Raw genomic sequence first — 18035 nt, 5'->3', positions numbered from 1 at the left:
ATTTTTTATATGACTTTCAGTTATACCACTCACATGTGTAGTCAAATTTTTCTAAAGACATTTTCTCCATGATTCTTTTCACTACTTCACTCCAGGTAAAAATCTCTCCAATTTTTATTCTTAAAATCTCCATATACCTCCTGTCCAGCTGCTCTAAAACTTTAGCTTGTATAGTGCATTTACCTTACTGAGTCTGGTTTGAACAAGTACTATAAATACTATCAAGATTACCGATTATTTCGACTTGAGGATTGGGGTCAGCGATTACCTTATTTGCCACCTTTCTATATCATTTTTTGCAAAATTTAGAGAATACTATATCCTTAAAACGCAAGAGCGCACATGAAATGGTGAAGACGAAACCTTATCATTTTCTTAAATATTGTAAAGCTACTATAAGTAGGAAAATCTTTACCAAACCAGAAAGAATAAACGGTAGCACGCCAACCATTACTACTTGTTTTAAACTCACGTGAATAGCAAGCCAAATTAATACCACAAGCAAAGATTTGTGGCTGTACCAGCTAGACAGTTCAAGAATCGCGTATAAGTGATTTACATTTAGAGTTTTTAGCAATTGGTTTGGTTTACTTTGCCCATAACTATAACAGCTGCTAAAAATCCAATTAAATATCCACTTGCTGGCTTAAGGAAAGTGTAATAGCCACCAAGAAAATCTGCAAAAACAGGTAATCTTGCTGAACCAAGTGATAAATACGTAAATACAGAATATAATGCTGTCCTGTGATTAAATTCAAGTCCAACAAGCATTACTCCTAAACTTTGTAGTGTATATAATATAGCACAGCCTGTAACGGCATGCTTATTTGAGCCATTAGAAATAGGAATAAAACACAAAAAAAGACTTCAATTAACACCGATTTACTGGTAGATTGCGTTGTAAACATATTCCCCTAAGTCAAAATATATTAAAGCTAATTACATTTAGGAATCTTGCAATTTAAATTTTGCTTTTGTTGCTCATAATTATGTTCCTTGTGTGAAATAAAAAGGTTAAACTTCTTTCAATACTCTACCATGTAGAGCTAGTTTTTTATTGAGTGTTAAAAATGATAAGTAAAGAAGATCTATTAGAATTGATAAAAATAAGGCATAGCGGACGTTCATATGACCAAAGTAAATTAGTACATCAGAAAGAAATAAATATGCTAATAGAAGCTACAAGACTATCTCCTTCATGTTATGGTGATGAGCCATGGAGATATGTGATATGTAACAGACAAAGTAATCAAAATGCATGGAAAAAATTACTGAGTTGCCTTACTGAATATAATCAAAAGTGGACAAAAGATACACAAATATTAATCATATCATTGAGCGCTAAAAATTTCCGTGATCACACAAAAGGAGCAAATTTTTGGGGTAGCCATGACACTGGTGCAGCAAATTATGCACTTATGTTACAGGCTACATCTATGAACTTAATGGCTCATCAAATGGGTGGATTTGATAGAGATAAAATAGTGAAAAAGTTCAATATACCCGATGATTTTAACGTAATGTCAGTGATAGCAATTGGTTACGAAAAAAAAGGGGCTGAAGTCAAAGAAAAGACAAGAAAGCCAATAGAGGAAATATTTTTTTATAATGAATGGCCAAAGTCCTAGAAAGAATGCATGGCACTGGTAACAACCTTGTTATCATAGACTCACGTTTAACAAATAATTTAAACTGGAATTATAGAAAAATTGCCAATCAAAATGGCTGTGATCAAGTTATAGTAATAACCAACTCCAGTGCAGCTGATTGTTTTATGCACATTTATAATGCTGATGGTAGCAAAGTTGAAATGTGCGGGAACGCAGCACGTTGCGTTGGATATTTAATAATGTCAGAAAAAAGTACTAAGTATGCTACTATTGAGTTAATAAACGAGCGCATTTTAGAGTGCTTTAAAGTTGGCGTCAAATCTATCAAGGTCAACATGGGCAAACCACTGTTTGAGTGGTATAAAATTCCTCTTTCTGCTAAGTGTGATCCACTTCATTTACCCATAAAGCTTCACATGTTAAAAGATCCAGTTGCAGTAAATATTGGTAATCCTCACATAGTTTTTTTTGTTGATAACATAAGCGAAATACCGTTGCAAAGCTTGGGACCAAAATTAGAAAATCATATATTCTTTCCCAAGAAAGTAAATGTCAACATTGCGCAAGTTGAAAAATCTGGAGAAATAGCTTTAAGAGTTTGGGAGCGAGGCACAGGTATAACTGCCTCATGTGGTAGTGGAGCCTGTGCAGTATTCGTTGCATCCGTGCTACGTGGATACTCGATTACTCGACAGACCTCAGTGAATTTTCCAGGAGGGAAATTACTAATCGAATGGTTAGACAACATATTTATGACTGGCGATATAGGATTTCTATAGTTTCAGTTTAGGCAATATAAGCCTTATGCATTACTTCTAAAACCTTTTTGCCAATCACTGCAGGAGTTTCCGCAATTGCAATACCAGCACTGCTCATAACTTCTAGCTTTGCACCAGCACTTCCTCCGCTAGAAGAAATAATCGCTCCAGCATGCCCCATGCGTCTTCCTGGAGGTGCTGTTTGACCAGCTATAAATGCAACAATTGGCTTTTTAATTTTTTCTGTCTTCACAAAATATGATACATCTTCTTCTTCATTTCCACCAATCTCACCAATAACTACAATACCATGAGTATCTTCATCTTTTAAAAATAGTTCCATGCAGTCAACGAATGTCATACCATGAACAGGATCTCCTCCAATTCCAATGCATGTTGACTGGCCAAGGTTAACAGCGGTTGTTTGTGCAACTGCTTCATAAGTTAAAGTTCCAGAACGAGACATAATTCCTATATGCCCACGCTTGTGAATATGTCCTGGCATGATTCCTATTTTGCATTCTTCAGGTGTAATAATTCCAGGACAGTTAGGACCAATCAATTGACTCTTTGAATTAACAAGTGCATGCTTAACCTTTACCATGTCAAGTATAGGAATGCCCTCTGTAATACAAACTATCAACCCTATCTCTGCATCTATTGCTTCAAATATTGCAGCAGCAGCAAATTTAGCAGGTACATATATGACCGTAGCATTTGCATCAGTTTTCTCTTTAGCTTCTGCTACAGTATCAAAGACCGGCAAATTAAGGTGAGAACTTCCACCTTTCCCTGGAGTTACACCACCAACCACCTTTGTTCCATAGCTGATAGCTTGCTCTGAATGAAATGTACCTTGTGCACCAGTAAAACCCTGACATATTAATCTTGTATCTTTACTTACTAAAACAGACACGCTTTACTCCATCTCCTTTACTATCTTCTGTGCAGCTTCATCGAGTTCATCTGCAGTAATAATATTTAATCCTGATTCTTCCAAAATTCTTTTTCCTTTCTCAAAGTTAGTACCTAATAACCTAACCACTAGGGGAACTTTAATGCTTATTCCTTTTGCAGCTTCAATAATTCCACTTGCAACAATATCACAACGCATTATGCCACCAAATATGTTAACTAAAATTCCTTTTACGTTACCATCAGACAATATAATTTTAAACGCTTCAGTGATAGTTTCTTTATTTGCTCCACCACCAACATCCAAAAAGTTAGCAGGTTCTGCCCCATAATATTTTATGATATCCATTGTTGCCATAGCAAGACCTGCACCATTCACCATGCAACCAATATTGCCATCCATTTTTATGTAATTAAGCCCATATTTTGAAGCTTCTACCTCTTCTTTCACTTCTTCATCATAATCACGGAATTCCATAATCTCTGGATGACGGTACAGAGCATTGTCATCAAAATTTATTTTAGCATCAAGCGCAATAAAATCTCCAGAACTTGTTTCAACTAGTGGATTAATCTCGATTTGGCTTGCATCAGTTGCAATAAATGCATTATATATATTTTTTGCAACATCTGTTATCTTTTCTATTTGTTTTGGACTTAAGTAAAAACTATTGCTTAGTTTTTTGCTATCAAAACTCGCGAAACCAGTAGAATAATTAATATCAAGCTTCACAAGCTTTGTGGGAGAATTTTTTGCAACTTCCTCAATATTCATTCCACCTTCTGAGGAAAATATAAACGTTGGATTACTGAGTTTTGGGTCAATTACTATGCTTAAATAATATTCCTTTTTAACGCTAAAACCTTCCTCAATGTATACTCTCCTTACTTGTTGCCCATTTGGCCCTGTTTGGTGAGTAACTAAAATCATACCAAGCATATCCTTTACAAATTGTTGAGCCTCTTCAGTTGACTTTGCTAATTTTACTCCACCAGCTTTGCCTCTACCACCCGCATGAATTTGAGCTTTAACTACAAGCACATCAGACTTTAATTGACCTATTTTAATTTCTGCTTCTTTTACAGATGTAGCAACAAAACCCCTTGGTACTGGAACATTAAATTTATGCAAAACCTCTTTTGCCTGATATTCATGAATATTCATAAAACAACCAATGATAAAATATCAAAAATTACCAACCATAGCGCTGCTTTCTACTCTCTTGTTGACGCCTCTTTTTTTTAGCTTCAGCTTTCTTTTTAGCTCTTTTTTCTGATTTCTTTTCATGATATTGCTTTTTCATCTTTATTCCTCTTCCTTCCTTTTGAATTGTTTTTTTTAATACTGGAAAAGCCCTATCCACATCACCATAATGAACTGATACTTCAATCAAACTTTACACCTCCTTCAGTACTTACCTTAAAAGTTTATTTATAAATTAGAAAATTAACGTTGTCAATTATTTTATAAACTTAATTATAACATAACTAGAATATGAAGGCTCAAAAACGCGAAGCTCTTGCTAAGAATCGGGGCGGAGAGATTTGAACTCCCGACCCTTTGGTCCCAAACCAAATGCGCTACCAGACTGCGCTACGCCCCGAGTTCTTTATCCAGAATATCAATAACTCAGTAAAAAGCAAGGTTCATTCATTTGCCAAAAAGTATTCACGACAAATATGTTACGTTATTGCCTTTGCACCCTGGTAGTCACTTCATTCTCTTTATTTTTTTGCGTATGTTATTTTATAAGGGCTGTTTCTATAAATATTGCAACATCTATTCAAGGAATATATTCACACAATCAGTATTGATATTGAGTGCAAATAAGTTAAAATTCCTTCTATTTTTAGCATTAACTTAATGTAGAAAAAAAAGTTTTATCTATTTAATTTTACTCTAACTTGCGTTCTAATGCCCTCTTAAATCACCTTTGTCCAATTTTTGAACATGTGGCTTTAATCATGATTCATCAAAGATAAGTAACTTCCATTCAGGACACTTATCAATATGCTCATTAAATTTTCTTTTAAACTTTTCCTGTCTACCTTTAGACTGTTCATTATAAATTGGTCTTGGTATAATATATAAAAATTTCATTACTTCAACTTCTCAAATTAATTCTGATTAAATCTAATTTTAACGACGTTGAGAAATAGCAAACAATTTTCTTCTCTTCTAAATTTTAGGTGCTTTCTTCATGAAGTTAATGTTATTCTCGGAATACAACAGCTGTTATGCTGTGCTTTTTTGCTACAATTACAGCGTTTTGTTTTTTATAACATATGCGTTATTTTGCATTTTCTCCAGCATTTCTTTTGCCGATTCTATGACCTCTTTATTCAATAATTTTAACTTCAACGCCATCTAAATTCATTATTTAACTTACGTCAGTATAGCTTCTTTTCCATATTATCTACCCGTTTGCCGTATAGTAGAAACTGATATTAAAACACAAATTAAAGTAAAATTAGATAGACAAAACTTTTATCTCTACAGCAAATTAATATTAAAAATGAAGAATTTTAACTTATTTACACTTAATATCAATACTATTGTATGAATATATTCCCTGAATAGATGTTGCAATATTTAAGAACATGAGAAGTCTTCTTTGGCAGAAACTATTTTGATTGGCATAAAAGTCAAAAAATTTAAAGATACATAAAAATATCAAGATTATATACTTACTACCATACTCACCTGAGATCTCTCCTAATTGAGAGACTTCAGTTATATATAAAATAAAACATTTTACGTAATAAAGTCTATAATACAATTGCTTTGCCTGAAAGCAATTCATGCAAATTTATTACCCTCTCTTTCTCACCTTGTAATTAAACAACTCTGCAATGTCATTTACTTAACTTACTAATTTAGATTACATTAACTTATCCCGCTGTCTTTAAACAGACGAGTTTCAAATTTTAGAACATTATTTTTTGACATTGCTACAAGAGCTAAAAAACCTGTATATATACTAAAGCCTAAGAAACATTCTTGAACATGGAAATTATTGCAGAAAATAGAAAAGCAAAGTTTGAATACTTTATCTTAGAAGAGTTTGAAGCAGGTATGGTCCTTTTAAGTACTGAAGTAAAATCTCTAAGGGAAAGAAAAGCAAATATTTCCGATGCTTACGTTATCGAAAAAAACGGTGAAATATGGCTACACAATATGCACATTGCAGAATATAAAGCTGCAAACAAAAAAAACCATAAGCAGAAAAGGGAACGTAAACTGCTTCTGCATAAAAAAGAGATAAACAAATTAATCGATCAGATCAAGATTACTGGAGTTGCTGTTGTACCACTTCTAACTTATTTTAATAACAAAGGATTAGCAAAAACTAAAATTGCTATCGCGAAAGGAAAAAAACTTTATGACAAAAGAGCAAATATAAAGCAGAGAGAGTGGGACCGTGAAAAAAATAGATTGTATAAAAATTAACCTATAGCAAAATATGTGTTTAACTCCAGTAGCTTTTAGCATCGGTCCTATCTCTATATATTGGTATTCTTTAGCATATGTTTTAGGTATAGTTTTTGCATATTGGTATCTACATAAATTAGACAAGCAAAAAATATTTACCAAAAATTTTTACAATTCATTATTAACAGTTACCATTGTAGGTATTATCCTTGGAGGCAGGCTTGGCTTTGTATTAATATACGACCCAATCTCTTACATAAGTAACCCTATTGAGATATTGAAGACTTGGAAAGGAGGAATGTCATTTCACGGTGGCGCTATAGGAGTCTTATGTGCGGTAATAATTTCGTGCAGAAGACATAACATTCCTATATTTTACACACTTGATTTAATTTCTTGTGGAGCTCCCACAGGTTTATTTTTAGGCCGCATAGGCAATTTTATAAATGGAGAGCTATTTGGCAGAGCCACAACTATGCCGTGGAGCATGGTATTTCCAGAGAGTGGTGATAATTTACTGCGCCATCCAAGTCAGCTTTATGAGGCATTTTTTGAAGGACTATTGCTTTTTACAATTGTAAATTCACTGTTTTTTTTGACTAGAATAAGACTATATCACGGTGCATTAACTGGCATTGCAGTTATGTGGTATGGAATAGCGCGTTTTGTGGTCGAATTTTTCCGTGAACCAGATTATCAAGTTGGTTATTTATGGCTTGATTTAACCATAGGACAGTTGCTTTCAATACCTATGATTCTGCTAGGAATAATCGTGTATTTGAGTGCATTAAATTCTAAATTTAATACTAAATCTACCATATAAAAAAAGTAAATATTTGTGCAGTTACAGAGGTGAGTCGCAAATTACAACAAACGCAGTGGCACAATCTCCATCATCACTAAGAGAAAGATGAATCATATGGTCTTTAGAGATGAAATCTTTACTAACAGTAAGATGCGGCTTTCCTCTTATATCATTGCATATTTCTATATCCTTCATTACAATACCGTGGCTGAATCCACCCAGTGCCTTAACAAAGGCCTCCTTTGCTGCAAAGCGTTTAGCAAAGTACTTTGCTCGCATTTTTTGACCATTGTATTTTCTGCTTATCTCTATTTCCCGCTCAGTATAGATTTTATTGAGGAACTTTTTCCCGTATTTTTGTAATACCCTTAATATTCTTGGTATGTATACTATGTCAGTGCCGATACCATATATCATTTTGTATTAAAGTAGTTTATTGCTTCTTCAATCTGCATTTCTTCTACCTTTCCAGTTGCTCTATTTTTTATTTCAGCTATATTTTTACTTACTGCTCTCTTCCCAATAATTATTTGCCATGGTAAACCTATGAGATCCATCTTAGCAAATTTTACTCCCACACTTTCTTCTGTATCATCATAAAGCACTTTATCACTTTTTAAAGCACCGTATATTTTATTTGCAATCTCTATGTATTCAGCAGTTTTTGTCTGCAAATTGATTAAACCAATCTTGAAAGGAGCTACTGCCTCTGGCCAAGTAATTCCTTTATCATCATGAAAAGCTTCTATTATTGCAGCAACAAGCCTTGAAACTCCGATACCATACGAACCCATATGTATATTAACATTTCTCTTATCTTGCATAGTAACTTTCGCATTCATTGGCTTTGAATATTTATCACCAAAATAAAAAATGTGCCCTATTTCAATGCCTTTGCTAACATTTAGCTGTTCTTGCGATATGGGGCAAGTTTTAGGGTTATGCATATCATCTACAACTGCATATATACTCTTCAAATTTTCAACATCTTCACTTTCTAGTAATTCAGAAAATTTACTGTCATAATATAAGGTGCTTTCGCCGGTGCTTGCCAATATATGAAACTCGTGGCTCAAATTTCCTCCAATTACTCCTGTATCTGCTCTCACTGCAATTGGAATAAGTCCCATACGTTTGAAGATTTTTATATAAGTTTTATACATCAAATTATATGAATTCAGTGCGCTTTCATAATCTACGTCAAAACTGTACGCATCCTTCATCAAAAATTCCCTACCTCTCATAACACCATAACGCGGTCTTACTTCATCACGGAATTTCCATTGAATTTGATATAGATAAAGTGGCAAATCCTTGTAACTCTTTACCACATCTCTAACTAAACTAGTTGCCACTTCCTCATGCGTTGGACCAAAAAGCATGTCTTCTTCATACCTATCCCTTATACGCAACATTTCCTTACCGTAACCGTCATAACGTCCTGATTCGCGCCAAAGACTTGCCGGTTGCACGCAAGGCATCAACGCTTCAATTGCACCAGACTTATTCATCTCATCCCTGATGATGTCCTCAATATTCCTCAATACACGCAGACCTAGCGGTAACCATGTATAGATGCCAGATGCTATCTGTTTTACTAAACCTGCACGTAAAGAATATTGATGAGAGATAATTTTAGCATGAGCAGGTTTCTCCTTTAAAGTTGGCAAATAATTTTGAGATAGACGCATTTAACAAATCTGATTGTATTAAGCAATCTTAATACAATCAGACTCATAGGTAAACTTATTTTAAAAAAGGAAAAAAGTTTGCAGTGTTTATCTTTCAGTTATTGTTTTATAAGAAAAGCTTTAGATTCTTTTTGCAAATTAACACACTTTAAATCTGGCTTGGGCAACACCTGTAATTGTTCTTTTTTGTTTGACCAATAACTTGAAGGAGTTGCAGTTTCAGGCTCTTGTTGACCTGCTGCATCATCATCAGATACACAACCACTGCTAGGAGTTGTACTGTTCCTTTCACTATATATCTGAGAATTTGAATAAGCAAATTTTCCCTTGTGTTTTGTCAGCTTTTTCTCTCTTAATTCTTCTTGCTCATTAACACTTCTATCACTCCACCCACTACTATCACTGTAATTAGAACGACCACTTTCACTATCTGAGAATCCAATTACCAATCTCCTATATTTAAGTTTTTCGAATAATGCAGCCCTAGAATATTCACCTACACTGTTGTTTAATTGCTCTTTTTTACCATCTTTTATTGCAGCCTGTTTTTTTAATTTTTCATCGCGCTCTTTCTTGGTCAAGAGTTTTGTGCCTTGTCTTATCTGCTCAAGTATAGCATTACGGCTATCATCATACTCAAGTATCTTTACAGAACTGCCAGTCTTCATTGCAGCCTGTTTTTTTAATTTTTCATCGCGCTCTTTCTTAGTCAAGAGTTTTGTGCCTTGTCTTATCTGCTCAAGTATAGCATTACGGCTACCATCATACTCAGGTGTCTTTACAGGATCGCTAGTTTTCTTTAGTTTTGTATTCTTCACCCCTGCAAATAAACCAACACCACTTGATTGAGTTGATGAAATTTGAGAAAAAGGAGGTGGAGGTGGTGCATTGCCTGATAAAGGCAGAGCAGAAGACGAGAAAGTCCTTGTACCACACGTTGGTGAAGATGATGAAAAAGAAATATGTTTATTTAATTCATTTTTCAAATCATCATTCTTATATATAGATTTTCGTGTCAGTCCCTGAGATACAGTACATTGCTGACCAGATCGATTAAGTATTTTTCCACTGGAACAATCTCCTTCTTTCTTATTACTAACTGTAAAAACGGCAAGTTTAATAAGGTACACTGCTGAAATTAGTGCAATAACCATAGAAACAGCAAAAACTGCTAACGGAGCTACTGCAATAGTACTGGAACCAGAAACTGCTGCAATAACATAAGGAAGATATTGACCAGTTGTAAAGCTCAATACAGATAATGATAAAACAGCAATTAAAGGTCCAAAACTAGATATACGCATTTTTTTCTCACTATTGACATAGTATCAATAGTAGAAAATTATCAGTAATTGTCAACAATCTATAGACTAATTAATATTAGTATAAGATAATACACGACCAGCAGTAGCTATACAACATTCACCCTTTAAACATATACCTTAATATCTCACTGGCCATAGCAATATCTTGACGTGGGACTTTGCCGTATTCTATGAACACAGAGACCGCGTAGCGCGGGTCATGGTAAGGGCCATAAGCGATGAATAACTTATGACTTTCACCCTTAGAGTTTATCTCTGGTGTACCGGTTTTACCGGCAATTCGTATATCGCTTAGCCCTTTTCTATAGGTTCCACCTTTGACATTTACCACATTAAACATAGCTTTTCGAACTATTTTAAGATGCTCATGAGCTATACCAATATCAGGAAAATCTTGCACCTTTTTACCCATCTCAATATAGGGAATTACCTCTTTTCCCGTTGCAATTCTTGCCGCAAGAACTACAAGCTGCAGTGGCGTTGCAAGTACATATCCTTGTCCTATAACTAAGTTGATAGTGTCACCTAAATACCACTCTGAATATAGCCTTTGTGTACGCCAACCTTTATCAGGCAATAATCCTGAAGCCTCTTCTTTAAATGTTCCAATTAGTGGCCCACTTCCGATACCGAATTTTCTGGCCATTTCTACTAAAGAGTCGACACTTATTTTTTTCCCTATGTTATAAAAGTAAGTATTGCATGACAAAGCAATTGCTTCATTTAAAGACACATACCCATGGACCTTACTTTTCAAGCAACGAAATCTCCGCTCACCTATCCTCATATAGCCTACACAAGAAAACTTCTCTTCTGGCTTGATTATTCCATCCTTTAAACCTGCAAGTGCAACTATTATTTTAAATATTGAACCAGGTGGAATTTGATACGATAATGCACGATTTACAAGTGGTAATGAAGGAGTATTTAAATCTTCCCAAGCTTCATTTGATAATTTGTTAGCAAAAAGATTATTATCGTAAGAAGGTGAATTATATAACGCTAAAATGTCTCCATTACTTACATCAATCACCGTTACAGAGCCTCTGTGACCTTTAAATATATCTGCGATTTTTTCCTGCAGATCAATATTAACTGTCAGCTGCACATCCCGTCCGTCCTGTTGTGGTATGCTGGATAATTCTCTCACAATGAGTTTTTTAGAATTTACTTCCTGCTCAGATTTCCCTGGCTTGCCTTTTAATATATGATCATATGTATATTCAATACCACTGACTCCTGCTTCATTTATGCCTTGCTGTTTTTTTGTATATCCTAGCATATGTGAACATATTGAACCAAACGGATAGTAACGTTTATAAAGAGCGGTTATTTTTGTTTTTGACGATTTTGTTAAATCAGATTCAATTTCTGACCATGTTTTCCAATCAACTTTTTCACTAGAAACTTTTTGCCCATCAAACAAAACAATGTACGAAATTTTGTTCACTGCAAGTTCAATGCCATTCCTATCTAAAATTCTACCACGCTTAGGCATAATAGTGGCAACTCGTATCCTATTATTATCAGCTAGCATTTCATATTTTCGTCTATTGCATATTTGTAAACTATATAACCTACAACTAAAAATTATGGAAATGGTAAGCTGAATACCACCTAATATAAATGCTCTACGATTAAAGATTTTATTTTTTGTACGCATAAATTTTTTCTAAATGTACCCTCCTCTATTAATATACCTTTGCTTCACAAAGCCTTTCTTCCCATTCTCAAGGAAGTAAATCATAACCAGATTTTTCTAGTGTTTTAATAATCTGAGGTAAAGCTTCAACTGCATTTGATTTGTTATTGTGATCATGTAACAATATGATTACTTTATCATGTACATTACCCATAACTCTTGTAACTAAGATCTCTATTTTACTGCCATACCAATCTAAAGAATTAACCATCTATAATACAGAACACATGTCTAATTGATTAGCGTTTTAGGTTAGATTATTGTCATAATCCCATACGGTAGACAAAACCACTTCATATCCTGTTCTGTTACATTTTTAATTGCCATATTCACCTTTTTCAACTCCGCAACTGTTCTCCACTTGAGAGTGATGTCAATTCTTACGTAATCAGGAGTGATTACCCAGCTCATAACCTGGATTATAGACTTTCTCTATTACCTCAGAAGTTTTTATGCATTCACTAAGAAGAAAAATTTTTGCTTTTACCTTCTAGTTTCCTATCATGTTAATAATATCAGCCACTCTGTTGCTAGATGCCCATAATCAAATGTACCACAATAAACTTGCCATTGCTATTTAACAAATTCTTTTATGTTACCTAAAATTTTTATATGATAGATCTAAATTGCAACTGAGTCCACAGTATAGTAAATTAAAATTACAATCATCGAAGAAAGTTGTGCTCAGATACAGCAAAAAAAAAGTTATTATTAATCATACTTTTAGCCCTACTATTTCAATATCTTTCATCTTGCCCAATTATATTACTGCACAATTATAGATCTTATACCAACTCTCTTGTTAGTGAGTCAAATAAATGACACAACAGAGTTGTTTAATTGCAGAGTGAGAAAGAGAAGTAATAAATTTGCACAGACACTCTCAAGCAAAGTAATTTTATTATAGATCTTATTACGCAAAATGTTCTATTTCATATACAACTAAAGTCTCTCAATAGGGATTAAGGCCTGGTGAATATGATGGTAGATATATAACTCAATACTGTCAGGTGTTTCTAAAATTTTTAATTTGTATCAACTAGCATAATCCATGACAAAAAATGCTTCTCATATTTTTAAATATTGCAACATTTGTTCAAGAAATATATTTATACAATCAGTGTTTGCATTCGGTATAAATAAGCCAGAACTCTCTCTATTTTTAGAATTAGCTCCTGTAGAGATAAAAGTTTTACCTACCTAATTTTACTTTAACCTGCGTTCTAACATCCTTTTTAAATCACCTGTACCAACTTTTGAATGCGTGGTAAACTTCGCTTATCAAAGATAAATAACTCTTGTTCAAGACACTTACCAATAGCCTCATTAAGTTTTTTCAAATTCTTTCTACTACCTTTATTTTGTTCATTATGAATTAATTCTGCGTAATATATGAAAATTCCATTCTTGCATATTACAGTGTGCTGTAGACTTGCTGATATTCAAGACAAATTTTTCTAAATCCTTATCTTTAATAGTAATATTAGAATTTTCTGTATCCATACTTCAACTTATTCAAATTAACTCTGATTCAATCTAGCCTTTCTACGACATTGAGGAAGAGTAAACAATCTTTCTTTTCTCCCAAATTTTAGATGCTTTATCCACGCAGTTAATGCTGTTTCTAAAATGAAACATGTTTTTGCTACTGCTGTTATACTATGCTTTTCGTTACAATTACAGCATTTAGTTTTTTTGCAACACATGCGTTATTTCGCACTTTCTTCACCATTTCTTTTGCTGATTCCACGGCTTTTTCATTCAAAAATTTTGATTTCAATACCATTTCAACTTCACTATTTTACTTACTTCAGTAAGTTTTCTTTTTTATTGTTACCTATCCGTTTCTTGCATATTGGAAATAATATAAGAATACAAGAAGCCTTTCTTGCCATGAATTATATTAATTAATATAAGTTAAAAATTTTAGAATTACTTTAAAATATCGAGTTATACATCTACTACAATACTCACCAAGCTTAATTCCTATTGGGAAATTTTAGTTCTATATAGAATAGAACATTTTGCGTAATAAAGTCTATAATAAAATCACTTTGCTTGAGAGTGGTCTGTACAAATTTATTACCTCTCTTTCTCACTCTGCAATTAAACAACTCTGTAATGTTATTTATTCAACTCATTAACAATGAGAATTAGCATTACTTTAGCATGGCTTCTTTTTCATTATTACCTATTCGTTCCTTGTACAGTAGAAACTGGTATTAAGCTCATAAAATCAGAAATTTCAACTTTCTTCTGCAAGCAAGTAGCAATAACAGTATTTATCATCAAGAATGCAATGGTCATCGGGCCAACGCCCCCTGGTACTGGCGTAATAGCTTTGGCTTTTTCTTTTACTCTATCAAAGTTAACATCACCTATAAGTTTTGTCCGTCCCTTCATATTTACACTATTTATGCCAACGTCAATCACTATTGCTCCTTCCTTTATCCAGCTTTCTTGGACAAAATTTGGCTTTCCAACTGCTGCAACTACTACATCTGCTTTAGAGCAATATTCAGCTAAATTTTTACTTTGCGAGTGCAAAATAGTAACAGTACAGTTTTCTTGCAACAATAGGTAAAGCATTGGCTTACCCACAATGTTTGACCTACCAATCACCACTGCATTTTTACCTGAAAGATCAGTTTCAACCAACTTAATTAAATGCAAAACTCCCTTAGGAGTGCAAGGTACAAGACAATTTCTTTCACCTTTAACTAATCTACCAACATTTTCATCATGAAAGCCATCTACGTCTTTTTCAACATTCACTGTGTTAATTACTTTTCCTGCCCTAATGTGACTTGGTAAAGGTAGCTGTACTAAAGTGCCATTTACAGATGGATCATCATTTAATTCATTAATTTTTTCAATTAATTTATTTTCCGAAATGTTATCAGGTAAAACAATAGTTTCAGAATTTATGCCTATTGATTCTGCTTTTTTTTGTTTATTACGAACATAAATCTGACTTGCTGGATTCTTGTTTACAAGAATTACTTTAAGGCAAGGAAAAATGTTGTGCTTTCTTCTTAAAATAGAGATTTTTTGTGATAATTCCTCACACAGGCCATCAGCTATTTTTTTACCATCGATGATAATTGTCACTTGCTATACTCCTTGCCATTCTTTGAAGTCAGGTAATTTGATATTAAATAAACTCAACACTTTGCCAATAGAGTGACTTACAATATCCTCTAACGATTTTGGCTTGGTATAGAAAGCAGGCATTGGCGGAGCAATTATTGCCCCCATCTCTGTTAATTTCAGCATATTCTGTAAATGACCAAGGTGTAGTGGTGATTCTCGCACTATAAGAACTAATTTTCTTCTTTCTTTTAGTGTTACATCTGCAGCTCTTGTTAACAGATTGGAAGTAACACCTGATGCAATTTCAGACATTGTTTTCATAGAACATGGAGCAACAACCATACCTAAAGTTTTAAATGAGCCACTCGCTATTTTTTCTCCTATTCTTTCTTCACAATAATAAAAATCTGCAAGTGATATAATATCTTCAAGTCTTTCTGTAACTTCATGAGATATAGTTATTCTTCCAGCACGGCTTATTACTAAATGTGTTTCACAATTAGCACTTTTTAGTGCCTTTAAAATATGCACACCATAAATAGCACCAGATGCTCCACTTATTCCAATCACAATCCTGTTATTCACCTAATTTTCTTTGCAACTCATTCCCAATGCGCGTTCATAAGTATTAAGCAATATCTCTTGTCTATACTCTATCATCATCTTCCATTTTTCTCAGCCTAATAATTTGTTTCATCATTTTTGTATTACGACTTCTACCTGCGCTTTTGCATATACATCACAAATGAGATCGTATACACTCTTCTTTTCTTGTTCAAGTTTTTCAATTCTTTCTGTATAATTCTTTAACTCCTTAGCCGTTACTTTTACTATATTTTCCATTAAATTCAATTAACTAATTGCTATTACAGTACTATCAGTTTTTACTTGTACTTCAATAACAGTAATAATATTTCTATCTTTTTTTAAAATCCTAAAGTAAAAACTAAACATAGAAAATTCCTCACCTTCTTCAGGAATGCGCTCTATCTCATTTACAATCATACCAGCTAAAGTTGTAGCTTCTTCGTCAGGGAGATCCCAGTGTAACTGTCTGTTAATATCCCTAATAGTAGATTTTCCTTCTATGTGATATACATTATCAGATATCTTCTTTATAAAATTCTCCGTAACTAAATCATGTTCATCAGAAATTTCCCCAACTATTTCTTCCAGTATATCTTCAAGGGTTACAATTCCCTGCAGCACTCCATATTCATCAATAACAAATGCAAGGTGTTTCCTATTTTTGCGGAAGTTATGAAGTTGTACACTGAGCGGTGTACTTTCTGGCAAGAAATAAGGTTTTGACATAACTCGAGCAACGTCAACCTCATCTACTTTATTATCCTTTTCACGCAAAGCATTTATTAAATTCTTCACGTGAACTACTCCGACAATGTTATCTGGCTCTTTTTGCCATAAAGGTACTCTACTGTGGCTGCTAGTTAAAATTTCTCTTATTAATTCTTCTTTATTCTTATCTATATCAAGAGAAAATAGGTTTCTCCTATGGGTCATAATTTCTGATATTTCTGTTTCAGCTAAGTCAAGTATGCTGCTTAACATATCTAAATCTTGCTGTAACATTGTTCCTTCACTGCGGTGAAGAGCAATCATGTTACGCATTGCATCTGCTGCAGATATCGCCTCCCTATTCTTATGAAGACCACATAATTTTAAAATGAAATTGACAATAAATTGAATGCTTAACGTTAATGGAGAAAAAACATTGACAAAAAACAATACAAAATAAGCAGAGAATGACGTAAATTTTTCAGGATTTTGCATAGCATAAGTTTTTGGTAGTACCTCACAGAACAGCAAGATACAAAACGTCATTACAATCGTTGATAGAAAAACACTTTCATTTCCAAAGAAATTTATAAATATTGCTGTAAATAAAACGGAGCAAGTAATATTAATAATTGTATTTCCAAGTAATATTGTTCCTATTGTTAATTCTTTTTTATTTAATAAGTGGTCTATCATCTTGGCTCTTTTACTGCCGTCTAGTTTTAGCTTATTGACTAGAGAACGACTAATTGAAGTTAAACCTATTTCTGCTCCTGAAAACAAAAACGATAAAATTAACAAAATAAAAATTACTGATAATATTAAAACCAATAACCAATTCATTAAAGTATGATGTTATTGAGACGAAAAACAGAGCTAATTTTATATGTTATAAGAAGCATTTGCAAGCTCAAAGTTTTATAGGATAAGTTTTACATATTTAAAATGTTAATGTAACTTTAACCTTAAAAAATAAATTATAGAGTATATCACACGCTCGCCTATATATTTATCCTCAACAATAAGTGAAGGGTTATTCTTATTACTCTACTATTCAAAATCTCAGTTGCTATTAAACCTTGATCAAGAGACTGCTGATAATTTTATCATTATAAAGAAGTTTAAAGTTCTATTTCTGTAAATAAGCCTTCCCCACTCACCACGAATTTTAGAAATTATCTCCGGAAATTCTTCAATTAAAAGCAACAGTTTTTCTTTTAGATATTTACTAACTTCCTCAATATGATTAAGGAAACCTTTTTTCAGCGTTATACTAAGCACTATATTATCAACAATCATAGTAATTCGATTACTACTATAAGTTGATCCATGTATTCCTGGAGTAATTACCCCTGCATTATAACCTTTTACTAACACTAACTCTCATTCTTAACAAGTTAAATAAGT

The 18035-nt window shown here is 33.3% G+C and carries 20 protein-coding genes, 1 tRNA gene and 2 pseudogenes; 4 read left to right on the top strand and 19 right to left on the bottom strand.

Annotated elements, in window-relative coordinates; translation table 11 throughout:
* Positions 1-16 precede the first annotated feature (16 nt).
* A complete protein-coding gene (locus tag GOY07_RS04280) occupies positions 17-133 on the bottom strand; it encodes a DUF1284 domain-containing protein (RefSeq protein ID WP_246224420.1) in 117 nt (38 codons plus the stop codon).
* A 437-nt stretch (positions 134-570) separates the two neighbouring features.
* Positions 571-858 (bottom strand): biotin transporter BioY, encoded by a 288-nt coding sequence (locus tag GOY07_RS04275; RefSeq protein ID WP_246224418.1) that lies wholly within the window; start codon positions 856-858, stop codon positions 571-573.
* Positions 859-1070: 212 nt separating this feature from the next.
* Here GOY07_RS04275 and GOY07_RS00505 point away from each other — a divergent pair, with 212 nt between their 5' ends.
* Both GOY07_RS00505 and dapF read left to right on the top strand, forming a co-directional pair.
* On the top strand, positions 1071-1628 hold the full coding sequence (locus GOY07_RS00505; protein ID WP_175837405.1) for a nitroreductase family protein: 558 nt from the start codon (positions 1071-1073) through the stop codon (positions 1626-1628).
* Positions 1613-2389 (top strand): diaminopimelate epimerase, encoded by a 777-nt coding sequence (gene dapF, locus GOY07_RS00500; RefSeq protein WP_246224413.1) that lies wholly within the window; start codon positions 1613-1615, stop codon positions 2387-2389. Before GOY07_RS00505 ends, dapF begins: the two co-directional genes overlap by 16 nt.
* Positions 2390-2396: 7 nt before the next feature.
* Here dapF and sucD read toward each other — a convergent pair whose 3' ends face one another.
* The 5 genes from sucD to GOY07_RS00475 all read right to left on the bottom strand — a co-directional run bounded on the left by sucD (position 2397) and on the right by GOY07_RS00475 (position 5384).
* A complete protein-coding gene (sucD, locus tag GOY07_RS00495; protein ID WP_175837403.1) occupies positions 2397-3284 on the bottom strand; it encodes a succinate--CoA ligase subunit alpha in 888 nt (295 codons plus the stop codon).
* 3 nt (positions 3285-3287) lie between these two features.
* Positions 3288-4448 (bottom strand): ADP-forming succinate--CoA ligase subunit beta, encoded by a 1161-nt coding sequence (sucC, locus tag GOY07_RS00490; RefSeq protein WP_175837402.1) that lies wholly within the window; start codon positions 4446-4448, stop codon positions 3288-3290.
* 28 nt (positions 4449-4476) lie between these two features.
* Positions 4477-4677, bottom strand: coding sequence for a 30S ribosomal protein S21 (gene rpsU / locus GOY07_RS00485; RefSeq protein ID WP_175837400.1), 201 nt, complete (start codon positions 4675-4677; stop codon positions 4477-4479).
* Positions 4678-4813: 136 nt separating this feature from the next.
* Positions 4814-4887 (bottom strand) — tRNA-Pro (locus GOY07_RS00480).
* A 359-nt stretch (positions 4888-5246) separates the two neighbouring features.
* Positions 5247-5384: a hypothetical protein gene (locus tag GOY07_RS00475; RefSeq protein ID WP_175837398.1), complete on the bottom strand. Its 138-nt coding sequence runs from the start codon at positions 5382-5384 to the stop codon at positions 5247-5249.
* Positions 5385-6290: 906 nt separating this feature from the next.
* Between GOY07_RS00475 and smpB the strand changes: the two genes are divergently transcribed.
* Entirely contained in the window at positions 6291-6734 is a 444-nt protein-coding gene (gene smpB, locus GOY07_RS00470; protein WP_175837396.1) for an SsrA-binding protein SmpB, read from the top strand.
* A 13-nt stretch (positions 6735-6747) separates the two neighbouring features.
* Positions 6748-7539, top strand: coding sequence for a prolipoprotein diacylglyceryl transferase (lgt, locus tag GOY07_RS00465; RefSeq protein WP_175837395.1), 792 nt, complete (start codon positions 6748-6750; stop codon positions 7537-7539).
* Positions 7540-7560: 21 nt separating this feature from the next.
* On the opposite strand, the gene GOY07_RS00460 is transcribed toward lgt, so the two are convergent.
* From GOY07_RS00460 to GOY07_RS00410, 12 genes and pseudogenes are all read right to left on the bottom strand, one after another.
* Positions 7561-7938 carry a holo-[acyl-carrier-protein] synthase gene (locus GOY07_RS00460; protein ID WP_175837393.1) on the bottom strand — a complete coding sequence of 126 codons (378 nt, stop codon included), beginning with the start codon at positions 7936-7938 and terminating at the stop codon, positions 7561-7563.
* Positions 7935-9212, bottom strand: a complete 1278-nt coding sequence (proS, locus tag GOY07_RS00455; protein ID WP_175837391.1) for a proline--tRNA ligase — start codon at positions 9210-9212, stop codon at positions 7935-7937. Before proS ends, GOY07_RS00460 begins: the two co-directional genes overlap by 4 nt.
* A 98-nt stretch (positions 9213-9310) precedes the next feature.
* Positions 9311-10516 (bottom strand): WH2 domain-containing protein, encoded by a 1206-nt coding sequence (locus tag GOY07_RS00450; RefSeq protein WP_175837390.1) that lies wholly within the window; start codon positions 10514-10516, stop codon positions 9311-9313.
* A gap of 118 nt (positions 10517-10634) precedes the next feature.
* Complete coding sequence (locus tag GOY07_RS00445) at positions 10635-12200, bottom strand: penicillin-binding transpeptidase domain-containing protein (protein ID WP_175837388.1); 1566 nt, start codon at positions 12198-12200, stop codon at positions 10635-10637.
* A 67-nt stretch (positions 12201-12267) separates the two neighbouring features.
* Entirely contained in the window at positions 12268-12450 is a 183-nt protein-coding gene (locus GOY07_RS04270) for a polysaccharide deacetylase family protein (protein WP_246224412.1), read from the bottom strand.
* 41 nt (positions 12451-12491) lie between these two features.
* The gene (locus tag GOY07_RS04265) at positions 12492-12650 is read right to left on the bottom strand and encodes a polysaccharide deacetylase family protein (protein WP_246224411.1); all 159 of its coding nucleotides are present in this window, start codon (positions 12648-12650) and stop codon (positions 12492-12494) included.
* 391 nt (positions 12651-13041) lie between these two features.
* A pseudogene (locus tag GOY07_RS00435) lies at positions 13042-14025 on the bottom strand (IS630 family transposase).
* A gap of 401 nt (positions 14026-14426) precedes the next feature.
* Entirely contained in the window at positions 14427-15350 is a 924-nt protein-coding gene (gene folD, locus GOY07_RS00430; RefSeq protein WP_175837386.1) for a bifunctional methylenetetrahydrofolate dehydrogenase/methenyltetrahydrofolate cyclohydrolase FolD, read from the bottom strand.
* A gap of 3 nt (positions 15351-15353) precedes the next feature.
* Positions 15354-15917, bottom strand: a complete 564-nt coding sequence (locus GOY07_RS00425) for a UbiX family flavin prenyltransferase (protein WP_175837385.1) — start codon at positions 15915-15917, stop codon at positions 15354-15356.
* A gap of 61 nt (positions 15918-15978) precedes the next feature.
* Positions 15979-16175, bottom strand: a pseudogene (locus GOY07_RS04260) (DUF2312 domain-containing protein).
* A 9-nt stretch (positions 16176-16184) separates the two neighbouring features.
* A complete protein-coding gene (locus tag GOY07_RS00415) occupies positions 16185-17471 on the bottom strand; it encodes an HlyC/CorC family transporter (protein ID WP_175837383.1) in 1287 nt (428 codons plus the stop codon).
* Between the two features lie 240 nt (positions 17472-17711).
* Complete coding sequence (locus tag GOY07_RS00410) at positions 17712-18005, bottom strand: aminotransferase class III-fold pyridoxal phosphate-dependent enzyme (protein ID WP_175837381.1); 294 nt, start codon at positions 18003-18005, stop codon at positions 17712-17714.
* Positions 18006-18035 lie beyond the last annotated feature (30 nt).

Source organism: Wolbachia endosymbiont of Litomosoides sigmodontis, from assembly GCF_013365435.1.
Classification (GTDB): domain Bacteria; phylum Pseudomonadota; class Alphaproteobacteria; order Rickettsiales; family Anaplasmataceae; genus Wolbachia.
This window is presented reverse-complemented; position numbering and strand designations above follow the sequence as displayed.

Coding starts and splice junctions, on each gene's coding strand:
- lgt (WP_175837395.1), top strand. CDS start 6,748: ATGTGTTTAACTCCAGTAGCTTTTAGCATCGGTCCTATCTCTATATAT.
- GOY07_RS00450 (WP_175837390.1), bottom strand. CDS start 10,516: ATGCGTATATCTAGTTTTGGACCTTTAATTGCTGTTTTATCATTATCT.
- dapF (WP_246224413.1), top strand. CDS start 1,613: ATGGCCAAAGTCCTAGAAAGAATGCATGGCACTGGTAACAACCTTGTT.
- sucC (WP_175837402.1), bottom strand. CDS start 4,448: ATGAATATTCATGAATATCAGGCAAAAGAGGTTTTGCATAAATTTAAT.
- smpB (WP_175837396.1), top strand. CDS start 6,291: ATGGAAATTATTGCAGAAAATAGAAAAGCAAAGTTTGAATACTTTATC.
- GOY07_RS00445 (WP_175837388.1), bottom strand. CDS start 12,200: ATGCGTACAAAAAATAAAATCTTTAATCGTAGAGCATTTATATTAGGT.
- proS (WP_175837391.1), bottom strand. CDS start 9,212: ATGCGTCTATCTCAAAATTATTTGCCAACTTTAAAGGAGAAACCTGCT.
- GOY07_RS00475 (WP_175837398.1), bottom strand. CDS start 5,384: ATGAAATTTTTATATATTATACCAAGACCAATTTATAATGAACAGTCT.
- GOY07_RS04265 (WP_246224411.1), bottom strand. CDS start 12,650: ATGAGCTGGGTAATCACTCCTGATTACGTAAGAATTGACATCACTCTC.
- GOY07_RS00415 (WP_175837383.1), bottom strand. CDS start 17,471: ATGAATTGGTTATTGGTTTTAATATTATCAGTAATTTTTATTTTGTTA.
- GOY07_RS00460 (WP_175837393.1), bottom strand. CDS start 7,938: ATGATATATGGTATCGGCACTGACATAGTATACATACCAAGAATATTA.
- GOY07_RS04280 (WP_246224420.1), bottom strand. CDS start 133: ATGGAGATTTTAAGAATAAAAATTGGAGAGATTTTTACCTGGAGTGAA.
- GOY07_RS04270 (WP_246224412.1), bottom strand. CDS start 12,450: ATGGTTAATTCTTTAGATTGGTATGGCAGTAAAATAGAGATCTTAGTT.
- GOY07_RS00505 (WP_175837405.1), top strand. CDS start 1,071: ATGATAAGTAAAGAAGATCTATTAGAATTGATAAAAATAAGGCATAGC.